The 16,038-nt window shown below is 67.6% G+C and carries 8 protein-coding genes; 6 read left to right on the top strand and 2 right to left on the bottom strand.

From position 1 onward, the window contains the following. Window positions 1–17: 17 nt before the first annotated feature. A complete protein-coding gene (locus AC2YHA_RS06365; RefSeq protein WP_233786349.1) occupies window positions 18–296 on the bottom strand; it encodes a helix-turn-helix domain-containing protein in 279 nt (92 codons plus the stop codon). A gap of 286 nt (window positions 297–582) precedes the next feature. Between AC2YHA_RS06365 and AC2YHA_RS06360 the strand changes: the two genes are divergently transcribed. Both AC2YHA_RS06360 and AC2YHA_RS06355 read left to right on the top strand, forming a co-directional pair. Beyond that, entirely contained in the window at window positions 583–1,929 is a 1,347-nt protein-coding gene (locus tag AC2YHA_RS06360; protein WP_233786350.1) for a GntT/GntP/DsdX family permease, read from the top strand. Between the two features lie 10 nt (window positions 1,930–1,939). Further along, window positions 1,940–2,617, top strand: a complete 678-nt coding sequence (locus AC2YHA_RS06355) for a FadR/GntR family transcriptional regulator (RefSeq protein WP_233786351.1) — start codon at window positions 1,940–1,942, stop codon at window positions 2,615–2,617. 202 nt (window positions 2,618–2,819) lie between these two features. Here the strand turns inward: AC2YHA_RS06355 and AC2YHA_RS06350 are convergent, their stop codons facing one another. Continuing rightward, entirely contained in the window at window positions 2,820–3,341 is a 522-nt protein-coding gene (locus AC2YHA_RS06350; RefSeq protein WP_487400793.1) for a gluconokinase, read from the bottom strand. Window positions 3,342–3,561: 220 nt separating this feature from the next. Here AC2YHA_RS06350 and AC2YHA_RS06345 point away from each other — a divergent pair, with 220 nt between their 5' ends. From AC2YHA_RS06345 to AC2YHA_RS06330, 4 genes are all read left to right on the top strand, one after another. After that, window positions 3,562–6,579 carry a glycosyl hydrolase family 28-related protein gene (locus AC2YHA_RS06345; protein WP_487400792.1) on the top strand — a complete coding sequence of 1,006 codons (3,018 nt, stop codon included), beginning with the start codon at window positions 3,562–3,564 and terminating at the stop codon, window positions 6,577–6,579. A 40-nt stretch (window positions 6,580–6,619) separates the two neighbouring features. Then, on the top strand, window positions 6,620–9,631 hold the full coding sequence (locus AC2YHA_RS06340) for a TonB-dependent receptor plug domain-containing protein (RefSeq protein ID WP_487400791.1): 3,012 nt from the start codon (window positions 6,620–6,622) through the stop codon (window positions 9,629–9,631). Window positions 9,632–9,714: 83 nt separating this feature from the next. Beyond that, the gene (locus AC2YHA_RS06335; RefSeq protein WP_487400790.1) at window positions 9,715–12,747 is read left to right on the top strand and encodes a glycosyl hydrolase family 28-related protein; all 3,033 of its coding nucleotides are present in this window, start codon (window positions 9,715–9,717) and stop codon (window positions 12,745–12,747) included. Window positions 12,748–13,227: 480 nt separating this feature from the next. Beyond that, window positions 13,228–16,026: a TonB-dependent receptor gene (locus AC2YHA_RS06330; RefSeq protein ID WP_487400789.1), complete on the top strand. Its 2,799-nt coding sequence runs from the start codon at window positions 13,228–13,230 to the stop codon at window positions 16,024–16,026. Window positions 16,027–16,038 lie beyond the last annotated feature (12 nt).

Here is a 16,038-nt window from a genome sequence, read left to right as displayed (position 1 = left end):
GAGCGCGCCTGGAAAGATTACTGGGCGAGCGAACGCTGCCCGTAGCCCATCGTCTGCGCCGCGATCGCGACCTGGGTGCGGTTACGCACGTTGAGCTTGCGCATCAGCGCGGTCATGTGCGCCTTCACCGTCGCTTCGGCGATACCGAGATCGAACGCGATCTGCTTGTTGAGCAGGCCGGAACGGACGCCCTGAAGCACCTTGATCTGGGTGGGAGTGAGCGTGGCAAGGACGGCCCGGCCATCCTCGCGCGCCGCGCCGTTGGCCACTGCCTGATGCTGCTCGGTTCCGATCATCATCATCTCCCTTTTTTCGCGCGGTTCTGTTTGCCGCATCGCGAGCCGCGGTTGGGCGGGGAATCGCGATAGCGCTAACTTAGCGCTATCTGTTGGACAGATTCAAGCAGGTAACGCGCATTCTGCCGCAATTCCTGTGGTAAATGCCGGGAATCTGTCCTACAGATATTGCCAAGCTCCCGACCGTGGAGCACGAGGAAGGGAGCGGATAACAAATGGGGCGACGCCGACCCTGGCGGGGCATGGAGACGATCCTCCGCGGGCCTTCGAGGAAAGGGGGAGGGCGATGACCTTCGCCGACTATCGCCTCGTCCTTGCCGCTGTTCTGGGCATCGCGCTGTCGATCCTGCTGATCATAAGGGGCCGCTTCCATCCGTTCGTCGGGCTGCTGTGCGGCGCCTTCGCGGTCGGTCTGCTCGCCGGGATGCCGATCGGCGACACGGCCAAGGCGGTGCAGAAGGGCGCCGGCGACATCCTGGGCGGAACCGGCCTGGTGGTCGCGCTGGGGCTGGCGCTCGGCGCGATGCTGCAGCTGTCGGACGGTGCTGCCGGGCTTGCCCGCGCGGCGCTGCGCTGGTCGGGCGTCGCGGGTGCGCCGTGGGCGAGCCTGTTCGCCGCGCTGGTGATCGGCCTGCCGCTGTTCTTCGAGACCGGGCTGGTGCTGCTGCTCCCCATCGTCGCCACCGCCGCGGCGGCGCTGCCGCAGGGCGCGAACGGCGATGCGGCCAAGCTCCGCCTGATGCTGCCCGCGCTCGCCGGCCTGTCGGTGGTGCACGCGCTGGTGCCGCCGCACCCGGGGCCGCTGCTCGCGGTCGAAGCGCTGGGTGCGAGCCTTGGCCGGACGATCGTTTACGGCCTGATCATAGCACTGCCGGTCGCCGTGCTCTCCGGACCGGTGCTCGCGCGCCTTACCGCGCGCGGCGTGACGCTCGGGCCGCCCGCGCTCGAGCCGGTGCGAGTGGAGATGGAGAGCCCATCGTTGTGGCGGGCGTTCGTGGTCGTGCTGATGCCGGTCGTGCTGATCGCGGTGGGCCAGGTCGGTGCGCTGCTGCCCGCCGGCGTCGCGCCGCGCTTCGCCTGGCTCGGCGCGGCGAGCAACCCGATCGCGGCGCTGCTGATCGCCTGTCTTCTCGCGCTTCCCCTCCTGTTCGGCCGCCGGCTGATCGAGCCGCGGATCCAGGAGGCGATCTGGATCGAGACGATGAAGCCTGCCGGCACGATCCTGCTCGCGATCGGCGCGGGCGGCGCGCTCAAGCAGGTGCTGGTGAGTGCCGGCCTGTCCGACATGCTCGTGCGCGTGGCGGCGGGCGGCGCGGTCTCGCCGCTGGTGCTCGCCTGGCTGATCGCGGTGTTCATCCGCCTGGCGACCGGATCGGCGACGGTGGCGACGATCACCGCGGCGGGCGTCATGCCCGGGTTGGTGGCGGCGTCGGGCGTGTCGCCCGAATGGACCGTGCTCGCGATCGGCGCCGGCTCGGTCTTCTTCTCGCACGTCAACGATCCGGGCTTCTGGCTGGTCAAGGGCTATCTCGGCACCGACATGCCCGGCACGTTCCGGACCTGGTCGGTACTCGAGACCGTCATCTCGGTGGCGGGATTGCTGCTGGTCCTGGCCGCCAGCAGCGTGTTCTAGGGAGGCCGCGATGAGTGAGGGACGGGCGGCGGATCGCGCCTATACAGGCATCGTCGAGATGATCAATGCCGAGGGTCTCGGCATCGGCGACCGGCTGCCCTCGGAGGCGGGGCTCGCCGAGATGTTCGGCGTGTCGCGCACGATCGTCCGCGAGGCGCTGGTCCGTCTCGCCTCCGACGGGATCACCGAAGCGCGGCGCGGCGCAGGGTCGTTCGTGAAGAGCCGGCCGTCCGACCGGCTGGTCGCCTTCATGCCGCTCACCGAGCTGTCGTCGACGCTCGGCAGCTACGAGGTCCGCTTCGTGCTGGAGGCGGAGGCGGCACGGCTGGCGGCGATGCGGCGCTCCGCCGAGGACCTTGCCGAGATCGAGGATGGGCTGGTGCGGCTGCGCGAGGCGCTGCTGTCGAGCGCGCCGGCCCATGCCGAGGACATGGACCTGCATCGCCGGATCGCGCGGGCGACCGCCAATCCGGCCTTCGTGGTCGCCTTCGACGCCCTGTCGGAGGAAACGGATCGCATCATGCGCGCCGGGGTGGACATCTCGCGTTCGCGTCCGCCCGAGGTGATCGGTGCGATGATGCGAGAGCATGAGATGATCGTCGACGCGATCCGCGCGCAGGACGCCGACGGCGCCGCGCTGGCGATGCGGTGGCATCTCTCCGAAGGGCGCAAGCGGCTGATGCCATAGGGGAGATCGACATTTAAGGTTGCAGGCATTTCCTAGCCCGATTCCCAGCCGTCACCCCGGACTTGTTCCGGGGTCCACCGGACCTAGCGGACTGCACTCAAACCTCTTGCCCGGTCCTTGCCTCCCGGTGGACTCCGGAACAAGTCCGGGGTGACGGTGAGGAGGGTTGAGATGTCAGTCATCCCTCACTTGTCGATCGATCCTAAGGCGTCTCCCGTTCGCCACGCAGCCAGGCCAGCGCGGTGTCGCGGAGCTGCTCGGGCGCGGCGCAGGCGTCGAGCGCGATCGCCGCTTCGTCGGGATCGGGGCGCTCGAGGGTCGCGAGCTGGCTGTCGAGCAGGCTCGCCGGCATATAGTGGTGAGGACGATTGAGGAGCCGGCGCATCAACTCGTCCCGGCCGCTATCGAGCAGCACGAACCGCGCCGGCACTCCGATCGCTTCCCGGAGCTGGTCTCGATACCGTCGCCGCAGCGCCGAGCAGGCCGCGACGGCGACGCCGTCCGACCGCACCGCCGCGCCGATCGCCTGTCCGACCCGGTCGAGCCACGGCCGGCGATCCTCGTCGGACAGCGGCTGGCCGGCCCGCATCTTGGCGACCGCGGCATCGTCGTGGAACTGGTCGCCCTCGAGGAACGGGCAACCCAGCGTGCGGGCGAGCAGCGCGCCGAGCGTCGACTTGCCGCAGCCGCTCACGCCCATCACGACGATGGCCGGCGCCTTCATGCCGCTGTGACTGTCTGATCCTTGCAAGCGCTGTCCCTGAAGGCTGCCGGCAGCGGGCCCGATCACGGCCCTTTCCGATGGTTGCACGGCCGAGTCCTAACGGCGGCTCCGCGCCGGAGGGAACTACGACCATGGTCGCGGATGGCAGCGGCGCCGCAGCCGCCTATCGGTCGCGGGATCGGGGCACCGGCCCCTTTCGGAGAGGATGATCGAGGGCAGCATGAAAGCGCGCCTGTTCGCGACTGCGGCGATCCTGTGGACCTATGGCTGCGGCCCCGCCGCGGCGGAGTCCGTGCTGCCGGTCGCTCCGAACGATCCCAGGGCGATCACCGTGCGCGGACAGGGAGACGGGCGCGCCGACGACACCGACGCCATCCAGCGCGCGCTCGACGCGGCCCGCGACAAGACCGGCCACGGCATCGTCTTCCTGCCGTCCGGCCGCTACCGCCTCACCCGCACCGTCGTGGTGCCGGCGGGCGTGCGCATCTTCGGCGTGGGCCCGACCCGGCCCGTGCTCGTGCTCGGCGCCAACACGCCGGGCTTCCAGAGTGGCGTGTCGACGATGATCGTATTCGCCGGCGGGGATCAGTACAATGTCGGCAAGGTGCCCGTGCCCGTGCCGACCGTGGTGCCGCGTGACAAGGTCGTCCGCGACGCCAATTCGGGCACCTTCTATTCGTCGATGAGCAACGTCGACGTCGAGATCGGCCCCGGCAACCCGGCGGCGGCCGCGGTGCGCTTCCGCATGGCCCAGCACGCCTTCCTCAGCCACATGGACTTCCGCCTGGGATCGGCCTTCGCCGGCGTCTACCAGGCCGGCAACGTCATGGAGAACGTCCATTTCCATGGCGGCCGCTACGGCATCGTCACCGAGAAGACCTCGCCCGCCTGGCAGTTCACCCTGATCGATTCGAGCTTCGACGGGCAGCGCGACGCGGCGATCCGCGAGCATGAGGTCGACCTCACCCTGGTCAACGTCGCGATCCGCGACACGCCGGTCGGGATCGAGATCGACCGCGGCTATGGCGATTCGCTGTGGGGCAAGGACGTCCGCTTCGAGAACGTCTCGCGGGCGGGGATCGTCATCTCCAACGAGAACAACGTCTTCACCCAGATCGGCTTCGAGAACGCGCTTGCCAGCAACAGCCCGGTGTTCGCGCGCTTCCGCGACAGCGGCCGGACCGTCGAGGGCAAGGGCCGCGCCTACAAGGTCGCGTCCTTCTCCTACGGCCTCGCGGTGCCCGAGCTCGGCCGCACCGGCGACTATGCGACCGAGGCCGACATCCAGCCGCTGCCCGCCATGCCGGCGCCGCGCCCGCCCGCGATCCGCGACCTGCCCCCTGTGGCGGAGTGGACCGACGTGCGCTCGCTCGGCGTGGTCGGCGACGGGCAGGCGGACGACACCGCGGCGATCCAGCGCGCAATCGACGGCCACCGCGTCCTCTATTTCCCGACCGGCTTCTACAAGGTCACCGACAGCCTGAAGCTGCGGCCGGACACGGTGCTGATCGGGCTGCACCCGGCGATCACCCAATTCTACATCCCCGACAATAATCCGCGCCATGCCGGCCTCGGCACCGTGCTGCCGATCATCGAGAGCCCGCGCGGCGGCGACAACATCCTGTCCGGCCTCGGCCTCTTCACCGGGCGGGTGAACCCGCGCGCGTCCGCGCTGCTGTGGCGGTCGGGCGAGAACAGCCTGGTCGAGGACGTGAAGATCATGGGCGGCGGCGGCACGCCGACCGCGGACGACAAGCCGCTGGGGACCCAGTCCGCGCACAGCGGCGATCCGGTCGCCGACGGACGCTGGGACGCGCAATATCCCAGCATCTGGGTCACCGACGGCGGCGGCGGCACCTTCGCCGACGTGTGGAGCCCCAACACCTTCGCGCAGGCGGGCTTCTACGTCACCGACACCAGCACGCCCGGCCATGTCTACGAGATGTCGGTCGAGCATCATGCCCGCAACGAGATCGTGCTCGACAACGTCCGGAACTGGGAGTTCCTCGCGCCCCAGACCGAGCAGGAAGTGGGCGACGGGCCGAACGCGATCTCGCTGGAGATCCGCAACTCGCGCAACCTGCTGTTCGCCAACTATCACGGCTATCGGGTGACGCGCAGCTACCACCCGGCGCGCAGTGCGGTGAAGCTGTTCAACTCGGGCGACATCCGTTTCCGCAACGTCCATGTGAACGCCGAGAGCGGCTATGCGACGTGCGACGACGAGGGGTGCGGCACCTTCCTGCGCGCCAGCAAATATCCGTTCGAGAATGCGATCGAGGACCTGTCGCACAAGCTGGTGGTGCGCGAGCGCGAGTTCGCGAAGCTCGACGTCGGCCCGGCGGACCGCAGCATCGCGGCGGCGCCGTCCGGCATGGCCAAGGTCGACAAGCTGGAGGAAGGCTTCTGGTCGATCTCCGGCGCGGCGGTGGATGCCGGGGGCGCGCTCTACTTCATCGACCGGCGGTTCCAGCGCATCTATCGCTGGACCGAGGCCAAGGGGCTGGAGATCGTGCGCGACCAGCCGCTCGACCCGGTCAACCTGGCGGTCGACGGCTCCGGGCACCTGCTGGTGCTGTCGTCGCTCGGCGCCAAGGCGACCGTCTATTCGCTCGATCCGGCGGGGCCCAAGGACCAGCTCACGCTGATCAAGCCGACGCCCGTCCGTGCGGGGTCGGGCGCGCGGACGCTGCTGCCCGTCAATTGGTGGAACAACGGCGAGTTCCGCGACCAGCTCGACCACAAGACCTATGAGTTCACCACGCTCGCCGAGATGTTCGCGCGCGACGCGGGCACGCCCAAGGCGCAGGAATATGTCTCGCCGGACGGCAGCATCGCGCTGCCCGCCTTCCGCGTGTGGCAGCAGGGGCCGACGGATCACGTCGGCTGGCGCTGGTCCGACAGCCTCAATGCCAACGGCTTCGTGAGCGGCAAACAGGGCGACCGGCTGTTCGTCACCAACGGGTCGGAGAACGTCACCTACAGCGGCACGGTGGGACCGGGCGGCGCGCTGACCGGCCTCAAGCCCTTCGCCAACCGCGGCGGCGAGAGCGTCGCCGTCGCCGGGGACGGCCGCGTCTTCGTCGCGAACGGGCAGGTGTTCGTCTACGGCGCCGACGGCAAGGAGTTGGGCCGCATCGACGTGCCCGACCGGCCGCTGCAGCTGATCTTCGGCGGGCGCGACCGGCGCACGCTGTTCATCCTCACGCACCACGCGCTCTACGCGGTGACGCCGTGAGGTTGGTCCAATCACAACAGAAGCACCGGGGAGACCGACCATGCTAACGATCTACGCTGACAACCCCCGCCGCCGCCTTGCCGCGGCGAGTCTGACTGCGCTTGCCGTCGCGACGCTCGCGATGCCTGCCGCCGCGCAGACCAGCCCACCGGCGCAGGCCCCAACGGCTCAAACGACGCCCGCCGACGCGCCCCAATCGCTCCCCGCCGAGCAGGAGACTCAGCAATCGGCGACGGGTGCCGACATCATCGTCACCGGATCGCGCATCACCACCAGCGGCTTCAACGCGCCGACGCCGACCCAGGTGCTCGGCGAGGCGCAGATCGCCAACAACGCGCAGCCGAACGTCTTCAACACCATCGCCCAGCTGCCCTCGCTCCAGGGATCGACCGGCGCGGCGACGGGCACCTTCAGCACCTCGAGCGGGCAGCAGGGCCTCAGCTCCTTCTCGCTGCGCGGCCTCGGCCCGATCCGCACGCTGACCCTGCTCGACAGCCAGCGCGTCGTCGCCGCCAACGTGACCGGCGTGCCCGACATCAGCATGTTCCCGCAGCTGCTGATCAAGCGCGTCGACGTGGTGACCGGCGGCGCCTCGGCCTCCTACGGGTCCGATGCGGTCGGCGGCGTCGTCAACTTCATCACCGACACGCATTTCGAGGGGTTCAAGGGCAATATCCTCGGCAGCATCACCAAATACGGCGACGACGAGACCGCCTTGGTCCAGGCGGCCTATGGCAAGGCGTTCCTCGACAACCGCCTGCACCTCGTGCTGAGCGGCGAATACGACCATGAGGGCGGCGTCGGCGCGGGCGATTTCGGCACCGACCTAGCCGGCAGCCGCGACTGGTATCGCGCGACGACGCTGATGAACACCGGGCAGACCAACAACGGCCTGCCGCAGTTCAACTATCGCGACTATGCGCAACCCTATCAGTTTTCCCGCTACGGCCTGATCAACAACGGCCCGCTCCAGGGCATCGCCTTCGACCAGAACGGCACGCCCTATAATTTCAACTATGGGTCGGGCGGCCGGCCGACCGGCACCGGCGCCGTCACCGGCTGCTATCCCGGCAACAGCTTCTGCGAGGGCGGCGATCTGTCGGGCGCGCCGGGGTCGGGGGCGTCGCTCAAATCATCGCTGGAGCGCATCAACGGCTACGGCCGGATCGGCTTCGACTTCGCCCCGGACAACGAGGTCTATCTCACGGTCAATGTGGCCCAGGTGAAGACCCATAACCAGCCGAGCCCCGGCTACGGCCGGTCGAACCTGACCGTCCAATGCGCCAACCCGTTCCTGCCGCAGCTGGTCCGCGATCGCTGCGCCCAGGCCGGCATCACCCAGTTCGGCTTCGGGTCGAGCAACGCGTCTTTCCCCGACCCGCAGGTCTATACCGACCGGCGCCAGTACCGCTTCGTCGGAGGCGCCAAGGGTAAGTTCGACGTTGCGGGCACGAACTGGAACTACGACGCCTATTACGAGCACGGCATCACCATCTCCGACATCCGGGTGAAGGACATCGTCCTGCAGAACCGCTATGCGGCCGCGACCAACGCGATCACGCTCAACGGCGCGATCGTCTGCGCCGATCCGGCGGCGCGGGCGCTGGGGTGCCAGCCGATCAACATCTTCGGCGGCTTCACGCCCTCGGATGCGGCGCTTGCCTATGTCGCGCCGCACGACAACGGCCCGTTCCAGCACACCAAGCTGACCCAGGACGTCGCCAGCCTGAACTTCTCCGGCGAGCCGCTCGAATTGTGGGCGGGGCCGCTGTCGGTCGCGTTCGGCGGCGAATACCGCCGCGAGTTCTACCGCGTGAACGCCGATCCCTACGGCGCCGGCGTTTCGGACCTCAGCCCCAACAGCGCCGACTATCCGGCGGACCCGCTGCTCAACGCGGCGCAGGGCAGCAACTGGGCGGCCGGCAACTACAAGAACGGCCGCGGCAAATATGAGGTCTATGAAGGCTTTCTGGAAGTCGACCTGCCGCTGTTCAACAGCAAGTCGATCGGCCGCGCCAATCTGAACGCCGCGGGCCGCGGCACGCATTACAGCACCTCGGGCACGGTCTGGGCGTGGAAGGTGGGCGGCACCTGGGACACGCCGCTCGACGGCATCCGCCTGCGCGGCGTGACCTCGCGCGACGTGCGCGCGCCGAACCTGTCGGAACTGTTCGCCGCACCGACCGTCACGACGCTGCCGAACTTCAACGATCCGTTCCGCAACGTGGCGGTGCAGGCGTTCCAGAACACGATCGGCAACACCGAGCTGAAGCCGGAGATCGCGCGCAACACCGAAGTCGGCATCGTGCTGGCGCGCCCGTCGTGGCTGCCGGGCCTCAGCTTGTCGTTCGACTATTACAACATCAAGCTGAAGGGCGTGGTCTCCACCCTGTCGGCGCAGCAGATCGTGCAATTCTGCTTCGAGGGCAATCAGGCCTTCTGCGGCGGCTTCAGCCTGGACAATGCCAATCCCAGCCTGAACTACATTAACGTCCAGCCGTTCAACCTGGCCTCCTGGTCGACCAGCGGCTTCGATATCGAGGCGAGCTACCAATGGCAGCGGCCTCTGGGCCTGCCGGGCACTTTCACCGTCCGCGCGCTGGGTACGCATATCCGCAAGTTCATCGTCAATGCGGGCATCGCCGGCGTGGACCCGGTCGATCAGGCCGGCGCGAACAACGGCAACACGCCCGACTGGAAATGGCTGGCCGTGCAGACCTATGACAGCGACAAGATCACCCTGACCGTGCAGGAACGCTGGTTCAGCGACGGCACCTTCGGCAACCAATATGTGGTCTGCCAGACGTCCTGCCCGGTTTCGACCGGGAACCATCCGACCATCGACTACAACAAGATGAAGGGCGCGTTCTACGTCGACGTCGGCGCCACCTATAAGATCAGCAACCGCTTCTCCATCTATGGCAAGGTCGACAATCTCTTCGACAAGGATCCGGTGGCGTCGCCGCAGACCAACACCGGCCTGGATATCAATCCGGCGCTCTACGACACGCTGGGCCGGATCTATCGCGCCGGCGTCCGCTTCAACTTCTGATCCCCCGCCGCCTCCTGATGGAGGCGGTCCTCTCCGCCTTGTCCCGGCCCCTTGCGGCCGGGACAATTTTCAGGAGTCGAGACATGCAAGGCTGGTCAGGTGCGTTGATCGGAGCGCTCGCGATGCTGCTGGCATCCGCGACGCCTGCGTCGGCATCGCGGTCGGCCTTTGTGAAAGCGCCGGACGAGCCGCGCGCAGTCACCGTCAACGGCAAGGGTGACGGCCGCGCGGACGACACGGCCGCCATCCAGCAGGCGATCGACGCCGCCGCGGCGAAACCCGGCGGCGGGATCGTGTTCGTGCCGTCGGGCCGCTACCGGATCAGCCGCACGATCTTCATCTGGCCAGGCGTGCGCGTGTTCGGCGTGGGCGCATCGCGGCCGGTCATCGAGCTGGGCGACAATACGCCCGGTTTCCAGCGCGGTATCGCCAACATGGTGATCTTCGCGGGTGCCAAGCGTGATCCGTCGCGCCGCGTTCCTTTTCCGCCACCGGGCAGTGTCCCGTTCGACAAGGACGTCGCCGACGCCAATCCCGGCACTTTCTATTCGGCGCTCAGCAACGTCGATTTCGTGATCGGCGATGGCAATCCGGCCGCGACCGCGATCCGCTTCCATGCCGCGCAGCACGCCTATCTCAGCCATATCGACTTCGACATCGGCTCGGGGCTCGCCGGCCTCTACCATGTCGCCAACGAGGCCGAGGACCTCCACTTCCGCGGCGGCCGTTACGGCATCCTCGCCGAGAAGCCCTCGCCGGCCTGGCAGTTCACGCTCATCGATTCGACCTTCGACGGCCAGCGCGACGCGGCGATCCGCGAGCATGAGGCGAGCCTGACGCTGCTCAACGTCACGATGCGCAACACGCCGGTCGGCATCGAGATCGACCGCGGCTATGGCGACTGGCTGTGGGGCCAGGATCTGCGGCTCGAGAACGTCAGCCGGGCCGGCGTGATCATCTCCAACGAGGAGAATGTCTACACCCAAGTCGGCTTCCAGAATGTCGTGGCGACCGGCACGCCGGTCTTCGCGCGCTTCCGCGACAGCGGCCGGTCGGCGCCGGGGAAGGGAAGCCGCTACCGCGTCAAATCCTTCACCTACGGTCTGACACTTTCCGGCGTCGGCCAGATGGGCCGGTACGAGACGCGGATGGACGCCGAGGCGCTTGCCGCGCTCCCGTCGCCGTCGTCGCCGATGATCCGCTCGCTTCCGGCCGTCGGCGAATGGGTGAACGTCCGCACGCTCGGCGCCAAGGGCGACAATGCGGCCGACGACACCGCCGCGATCCAGCGCGCGATCGATGGGCACCGCGTGGTCTATTTCCCGGCCGGCTTCTACGTCGTCAGCAACACGCTGCGCCTGCGCCCGGACACGGTGCTGATCGGCCTTCATCCGAGCCTGACGCAGATCGTGCTCGCCGACCGCACCGCGGCATACCAGGGCGTCGGCGCGCCCAAGGCGCTGGTGGAATCGGCGCGCGGCGGCGACGCCATCGTCTCCGGCCTCGGCCTCGCGACCGGCGGGCTCAATCCGCGCGCCACCGCGCTCCTTTGGAGGGCCGGCGCGCAATCGCTCGTCAACGACGTCAAGTTCCAGGGCGGCCACGGCACCAACCTGTTCGACGGCACCCGCTTCATCCCCTACAACGCGAATCAGACCGGCGATCCCGATCCCGCCAAGCGCTGGGCCGGCCAATACGCCAGCCTGTGGGTGACGCAGGGCGGCGGCGGTACCTTCGTCAACGTCTGGAGCCCCAGCACCTATGCCGATCCGGGCATCTATGTCTCCGACACCGAGACGCCGGGGCGGATCATCCAGGCGTCGGTCGAGCATCACGTCCGCAGCGAGTTCGCGCTCAACCGAGTCGCCAACTGGGAGCTGATCGCTCCGCAGACGGAGGAGGAAGCCGGGGAGAGCGGCGACGCGGTGTCGCTCGAGATCCGCGATTCGCGTAACATCCTCGTCGCCAACCATCATGCTTATCGCGTGACGCGGACGCGCAAGCCGGCGCCGGCGGCGGTCACGCTCTACAACTCGCGGGACATCCGCTTCCGCAACGTCCATGTGAATGCCGAAAGCGGGCTCGGCACCTGCGACGAGAACGGCTGCGCGACCTTCCTGCGCGTCAGCAAATATCCCTATGAGAACGCCATCCGCGACGTGACGCATGGGCTGGAGGTGCGCGAGCGTGAGTTCGCGGTGCTCGACGTGCCGGCCGATCCGGCACCGGTCGAACCGGCGACGTTCGGCGGCGCCCGGGTCGAGAAGCTCGCCGACGGCTTCGAGGCGGTCGGCGGCGGCGCGGTCGATGCTGCGGGGGCGCTCTACTTCGTCGACCGCAAGACGCAGCGGATCTACGGCTGGTCGGCGGACCGCAAGCTGTCGATCGTCCGCGACAACACGCTCGATCCGGTCAACCTGGCCGTCGACCGTTCGGGCAATTTGCTCGTGCTCTCGTCCGACGGACGAAACGGCACGGTCTACAGCTTCAAGCCGGGAAGCCCCGAGACTGAGCTCACCGTCATCCCGCCGACTCCCGTCGCCGAGCGTCCGGACGCGGCCAAGGTGCTGCCGGTCAACTGGTGGAACAACGGCGAGTTCAAGGACCAGCTCGATCCTGAGACGCTCCAGTTCACCACGCTGGCCGAGATGTTCGCCCGCGACATGGCGTTGCCCAAGGCGCAGGAATATGTCTCGCCCGATGGCAGCCTGGCGCTGCCGGCCTATCGGACGTTCCAGCAGGGGCCGCCCGACTTCCGCGGCTGGCGCTTCTCCGACGCGCTCGATGCCTATGGCTTCACCACGGCAAGGCCGGGCACGCGCGCGTTCGTGACCAATGCGTCGGAGAACAGGACCTATTCCGGCCTGGTCGGCGGGCGTGGGGAGATCACCGAGCTCAAACCCTTCGCCAACCGCGGCGGCGAGAGCGTGGCGACGGACGCCGAGGGTCGCGTCTATGTCGCCAACGGTCAGGTGTTCGTCTACGCGCCCGACGGGCGGGAGCTGGGCCGGATCGACGTGCCCGAGCGGCCGCTCCAGCTCCTGTTCGGCGGAGAGGACCGGCGGACGCTGTTCATCCTGTCACATCATGCGCTCTATCGAGTGAATAGGGACTGATCACCGCCGTCGGCGGTTATGATGAAGAGGCTCCGAACTGGGCCGATCGGCCCTGACGGGCGGATCGGGCGTCGGATTTGCAGGCCAGGACCGTCGAGAAAGCGACCTTCTTCGCGCCGGCTGTGCGTCTGGCCGATCCCCTGAGCGAGCAGCAGCTGTTGGTCCGGGTGGTGACCGGCGACCGCTGACTCGCGGGTCCATTTGCGACCATCCCGTTAGGACCAGAACGATACTTTTCATGGTGCCAGGCGGGGATTTGGCTCTCCTCCTCTCCATTGTGAGATCGGCTTTCCGCGACGAAATGCCGCTTCCAGGCGGTGGTTGTCGGATGCCGCCGCTGATTGCGCTCGCATGAATGGTAGTATTTTGGTTATGTCGATTGTAGCGCAATCGAGCGGGCGAAGCCGCCGGGCGCGACCGTCAGCAGGGAACGGCGTCCACGCGACGCAGACCAGTCCGGTGTTTGAAAGGGAGTACCACATGCGTTTGCGAGAGATGACCCTGCTGTCCACGTCCCTGGCCGGCATCCTCGGCTTTGCCGGCAGCGCCCAGGCGCAGCAGGCGCCTGCCACGCAATCCGACACGACACCCACGCAGGAAACGGCGCCCCAACCGGCGGGTCAGGGTGTCGATGCCGATCAGTCGGACATCGTCGTCACCGGCCTCCGCGGCAGCCTTCGCGAGGCCCTTGAGATCAAGCGCAACGCGAACGCCGTGGTAGACGCGATCTCGTCGGAGGACATCGGCAAGTTCCCCGATCGCAACGTCGCCGAATCGCTGTCGCACATCCCCGGCGTCTCGATCGACCGCCGTTTCGGCGAGGGCGAGAAGGTCGCGATTCTCGGCACCGATCCGGCGCTGAACCGGATGCTGCTCGACGGCCACGGCCTGGCCTCGGCCGATTGGGGCGGCAACGACAACGATCCCAGCAGCCGCACCTTCAACTATTCGCTGCTCGCGCCCGAGCTGGTCGACCGGCTGGAGGTCTACAAGTCGCCCGAGGCGCGCATCGAGGAAGGCAGCCTCGGCGGCACGGTGATCGTCCGCACCCGCCGGCCGCTTGAGCTCAAGGCCAATTCGATCTTCGCGTCCGGCGGCTATTCGTACAACGACCGGGCGGAGAAAGGGAGCTTCCGCGGCTCCGGCCTCTACAGCTGGAAGAACGAGGCGGAGACGTTCGGCGTCCTGGTCGCCGCCACCTACGACAAGCAGAATCTCGTGCGCTCGGGCGTCGAGTTCTTCGGCTACGACAATGCCGACGGTTCCGGCAGCCCGTTCATGACGACCAACGCGGCGGGCGAGCGCGTGCTCAAGAACCCGAATGCGGTGATCACCGGGGGAACGCTCGCCGACCTCGACAAGGCCGCGTCGCCGTTCGGCATCAACTATGCCTATTTCCAGCAGAAGCGCGAGCGCGCCAGCATCGCGGGCACCGTGCAGTTGCGCCCGGCGGAGAAGCTGACCCTCACGCTGAGCGGCCTGCACATCGACGGCAACTACAACAACTACAGCCAGTCGATGTACACGATCCCCGGCGCCTGGACGGGCGACGTACTGCAGTCGGCGACCATCTCGAACGGCGTGGTGACCGACGCCAGCTTCGGCGCTTCGAACGGAGCGAGCGCGCAGCTCGACACGCTCGTCCGCCGCACGAAGCTCAAGACGGACAACCTCAACTTCTTCGCGGACTGGGAGGGCGACGACGGCTCGAAGCTGTCCTTCGTCGCCGGGTGGAGCAAGGCGAAGGGCGGGCGCAATCCCGAATATCTCTTCAACGTCCAGACGGCGGCGCCGTTCAGCTACTCGATCACCCCGACGTCGGCCGAGGTGAACTTCGGCGGCGACATCACCAATCCGGCCAGCTATTTCACCAATCCCAACAACAACCCCGCGACGATCGAGGGCAACCCGGTGATCGTCAACGGCGCGCCGCTCGTCGCCGCGCAGATCGGCGGTCTCGACTACAGCGTCACCACCGACAAGGACGCGTTCGCCGGCTTCGACGGGACCGTGCCGCTCGGCGGCTTCTTCACCCAGCTGCTTATCGGCGCCCGCTTCACCGACCACGTCAACCGGGTCGATGCGCGCGGCGTGAACACCTATCTCCAGCAATCGCTGCTCGGCTCGGAGCTGGGCGTGGACGCGCTCGTCACCCCCGACGACGTATTCAGCGGGACGGGGGCCAGCGGCAATGCGACGCGATACCTGAACCTGCCCGAACAATCGGTCATCGACGTCCTCGCCAACGCGATCAACTCGCCACTGGTGGACAAGATCGGCGCCTCCACCCGCGTGAAGGAGCGGGTCGCGGCGAGCTACGTCCAGCTCAACTTCGAGCAGGGCGGGCTGCGCGGCAACATCGGCGGACGGCTCGTCTACACCAAGAACGTGTCATACTACGCCCTGACGCTGCCGACGCCGGCCGATCCCAATCCGCGCCCGGTGCCGACCAGCACCTCGACCGACTATCTGAAATTCCTGCCGGCGCTCAACGTCGCCTATGAGGTCAATCCGAAGCTGATCTTCCGCGGCGCGGTGGCCAAGGTGATCTCGCGGCCGCGCTATCAGGACCTGGCGGCGTCGATCACGCAGAACGACGTCACCTATGATGCCGGCGGCGGCAATCCCTTCCTCAAGCCCTATGAGTCGACCAACTTCGAGGTCACGGCGGAATATTATCCGGCGCCCGGCGCGCTGCTGTCGCTCGAGCTCTATCGCCGCGAAATCTCCAACTACATCATCACCACGCGCCAGGAGGGCGTGACGCTCTACAACTCGCTGACCGGTCAGCTCGAGAGCCGTTATAGCGTGTCGCGGCCGGTCAACGGCGGCAAGGCGAAGGTGAACGGCATCCTGATCAACGGGCAGGCGGAGCTCTGGGGCGGGTTCGGCATCCAGGCCAACTATGCCTATCAGGACAGCAGCACCTCGACGACGCTGGACACGACCGAGATCCTCAACCTGCCGTATCTCTCCAAGCACACGGTCAACATCATCCCTTATTTCGAGAAGGGGCCGTTCCAGGCGCGCGTGAGCTACAATTATCGCTCATCCTATTTCCGGACGATCGGGCGCCTCGGCTCGCAGGAGATGGTGGCGCCCTATCATCAGCTCGACGCCTCGGCCGCGCTCAAGCTGAACGACAATGTCACGCTGACCGTCCAGGCGCAGAACCTGCTCGACGAGAAGTATCTGCAATACAGCGGCACGCGCGACCGACCGTCGGCCTTCTACAAGAACGGGCGGACCTTCGTCGGCAGCATCTCCTTCCGGATGTAGCCCGAACCCGGG

This window comes from Sphingomonas sp. SRI_018 (assembly GCF_057586275.1).
The sequence above is the reverse complement of the archived record's forward strand: the minus strand, read 5'-3'. Positions and strand labels throughout refer to the sequence as shown.

What these genes read in the sequence shown, in the direction of transcription:
- AC2YHA_RS06330 (WP_487400789.1), top strand. Translation starts at nt 13,228, where the DNA reads ATGCGTTTGCGAGAGATGACCCTGCTGTCCACGTCCCTGGCCGGCATC.
- AC2YHA_RS06345 (WP_487400792.1), top strand. Translation starts at nt 3,562, where the DNA reads ATGAAAGCGCGCCTGTTCGCGACTGCGGCGATCCTGTGGACCTATGGC.
- AC2YHA_RS06340 (WP_487400791.1), top strand. Translation starts at nt 6,620, where the DNA reads ATGCTAACGATCTACGCTGACAACCCCCGCCGCCGCCTTGCCGCGGCG.
- AC2YHA_RS06355 (WP_233786351.1), top strand. Translation starts at nt 1,940, where the DNA reads ATGAGTGAGGGACGGGCGGCGGATCGCGCCTATACAGGCATCGTCGAG.
- AC2YHA_RS06360 (WP_233786350.1), top strand. Translation starts at nt 583, where the DNA reads ATGACCTTCGCCGACTATCGCCTCGTCCTTGCCGCTGTTCTGGGCATC.
- AC2YHA_RS06350 (WP_487400793.1), bottom strand. Translation starts at nt 3,341, where the DNA reads ATGAAGGCGCCGGCCATCGTCGTGATGGGCGTGAGCGGCTGCGGCAAG.
- AC2YHA_RS06365 (WP_233786349.1), bottom strand. Translation starts at nt 296, where the DNA reads ATGATCGGAACCGAGCAGCATCAGGCAGTGGCCAACGGCGCGGCGCGC.
- AC2YHA_RS06335 (WP_487400790.1), top strand. Translation starts at nt 9,715, where the DNA reads ATGCAAGGCTGGTCAGGTGCGTTGATCGGAGCGCTCGCGATGCTGCTG.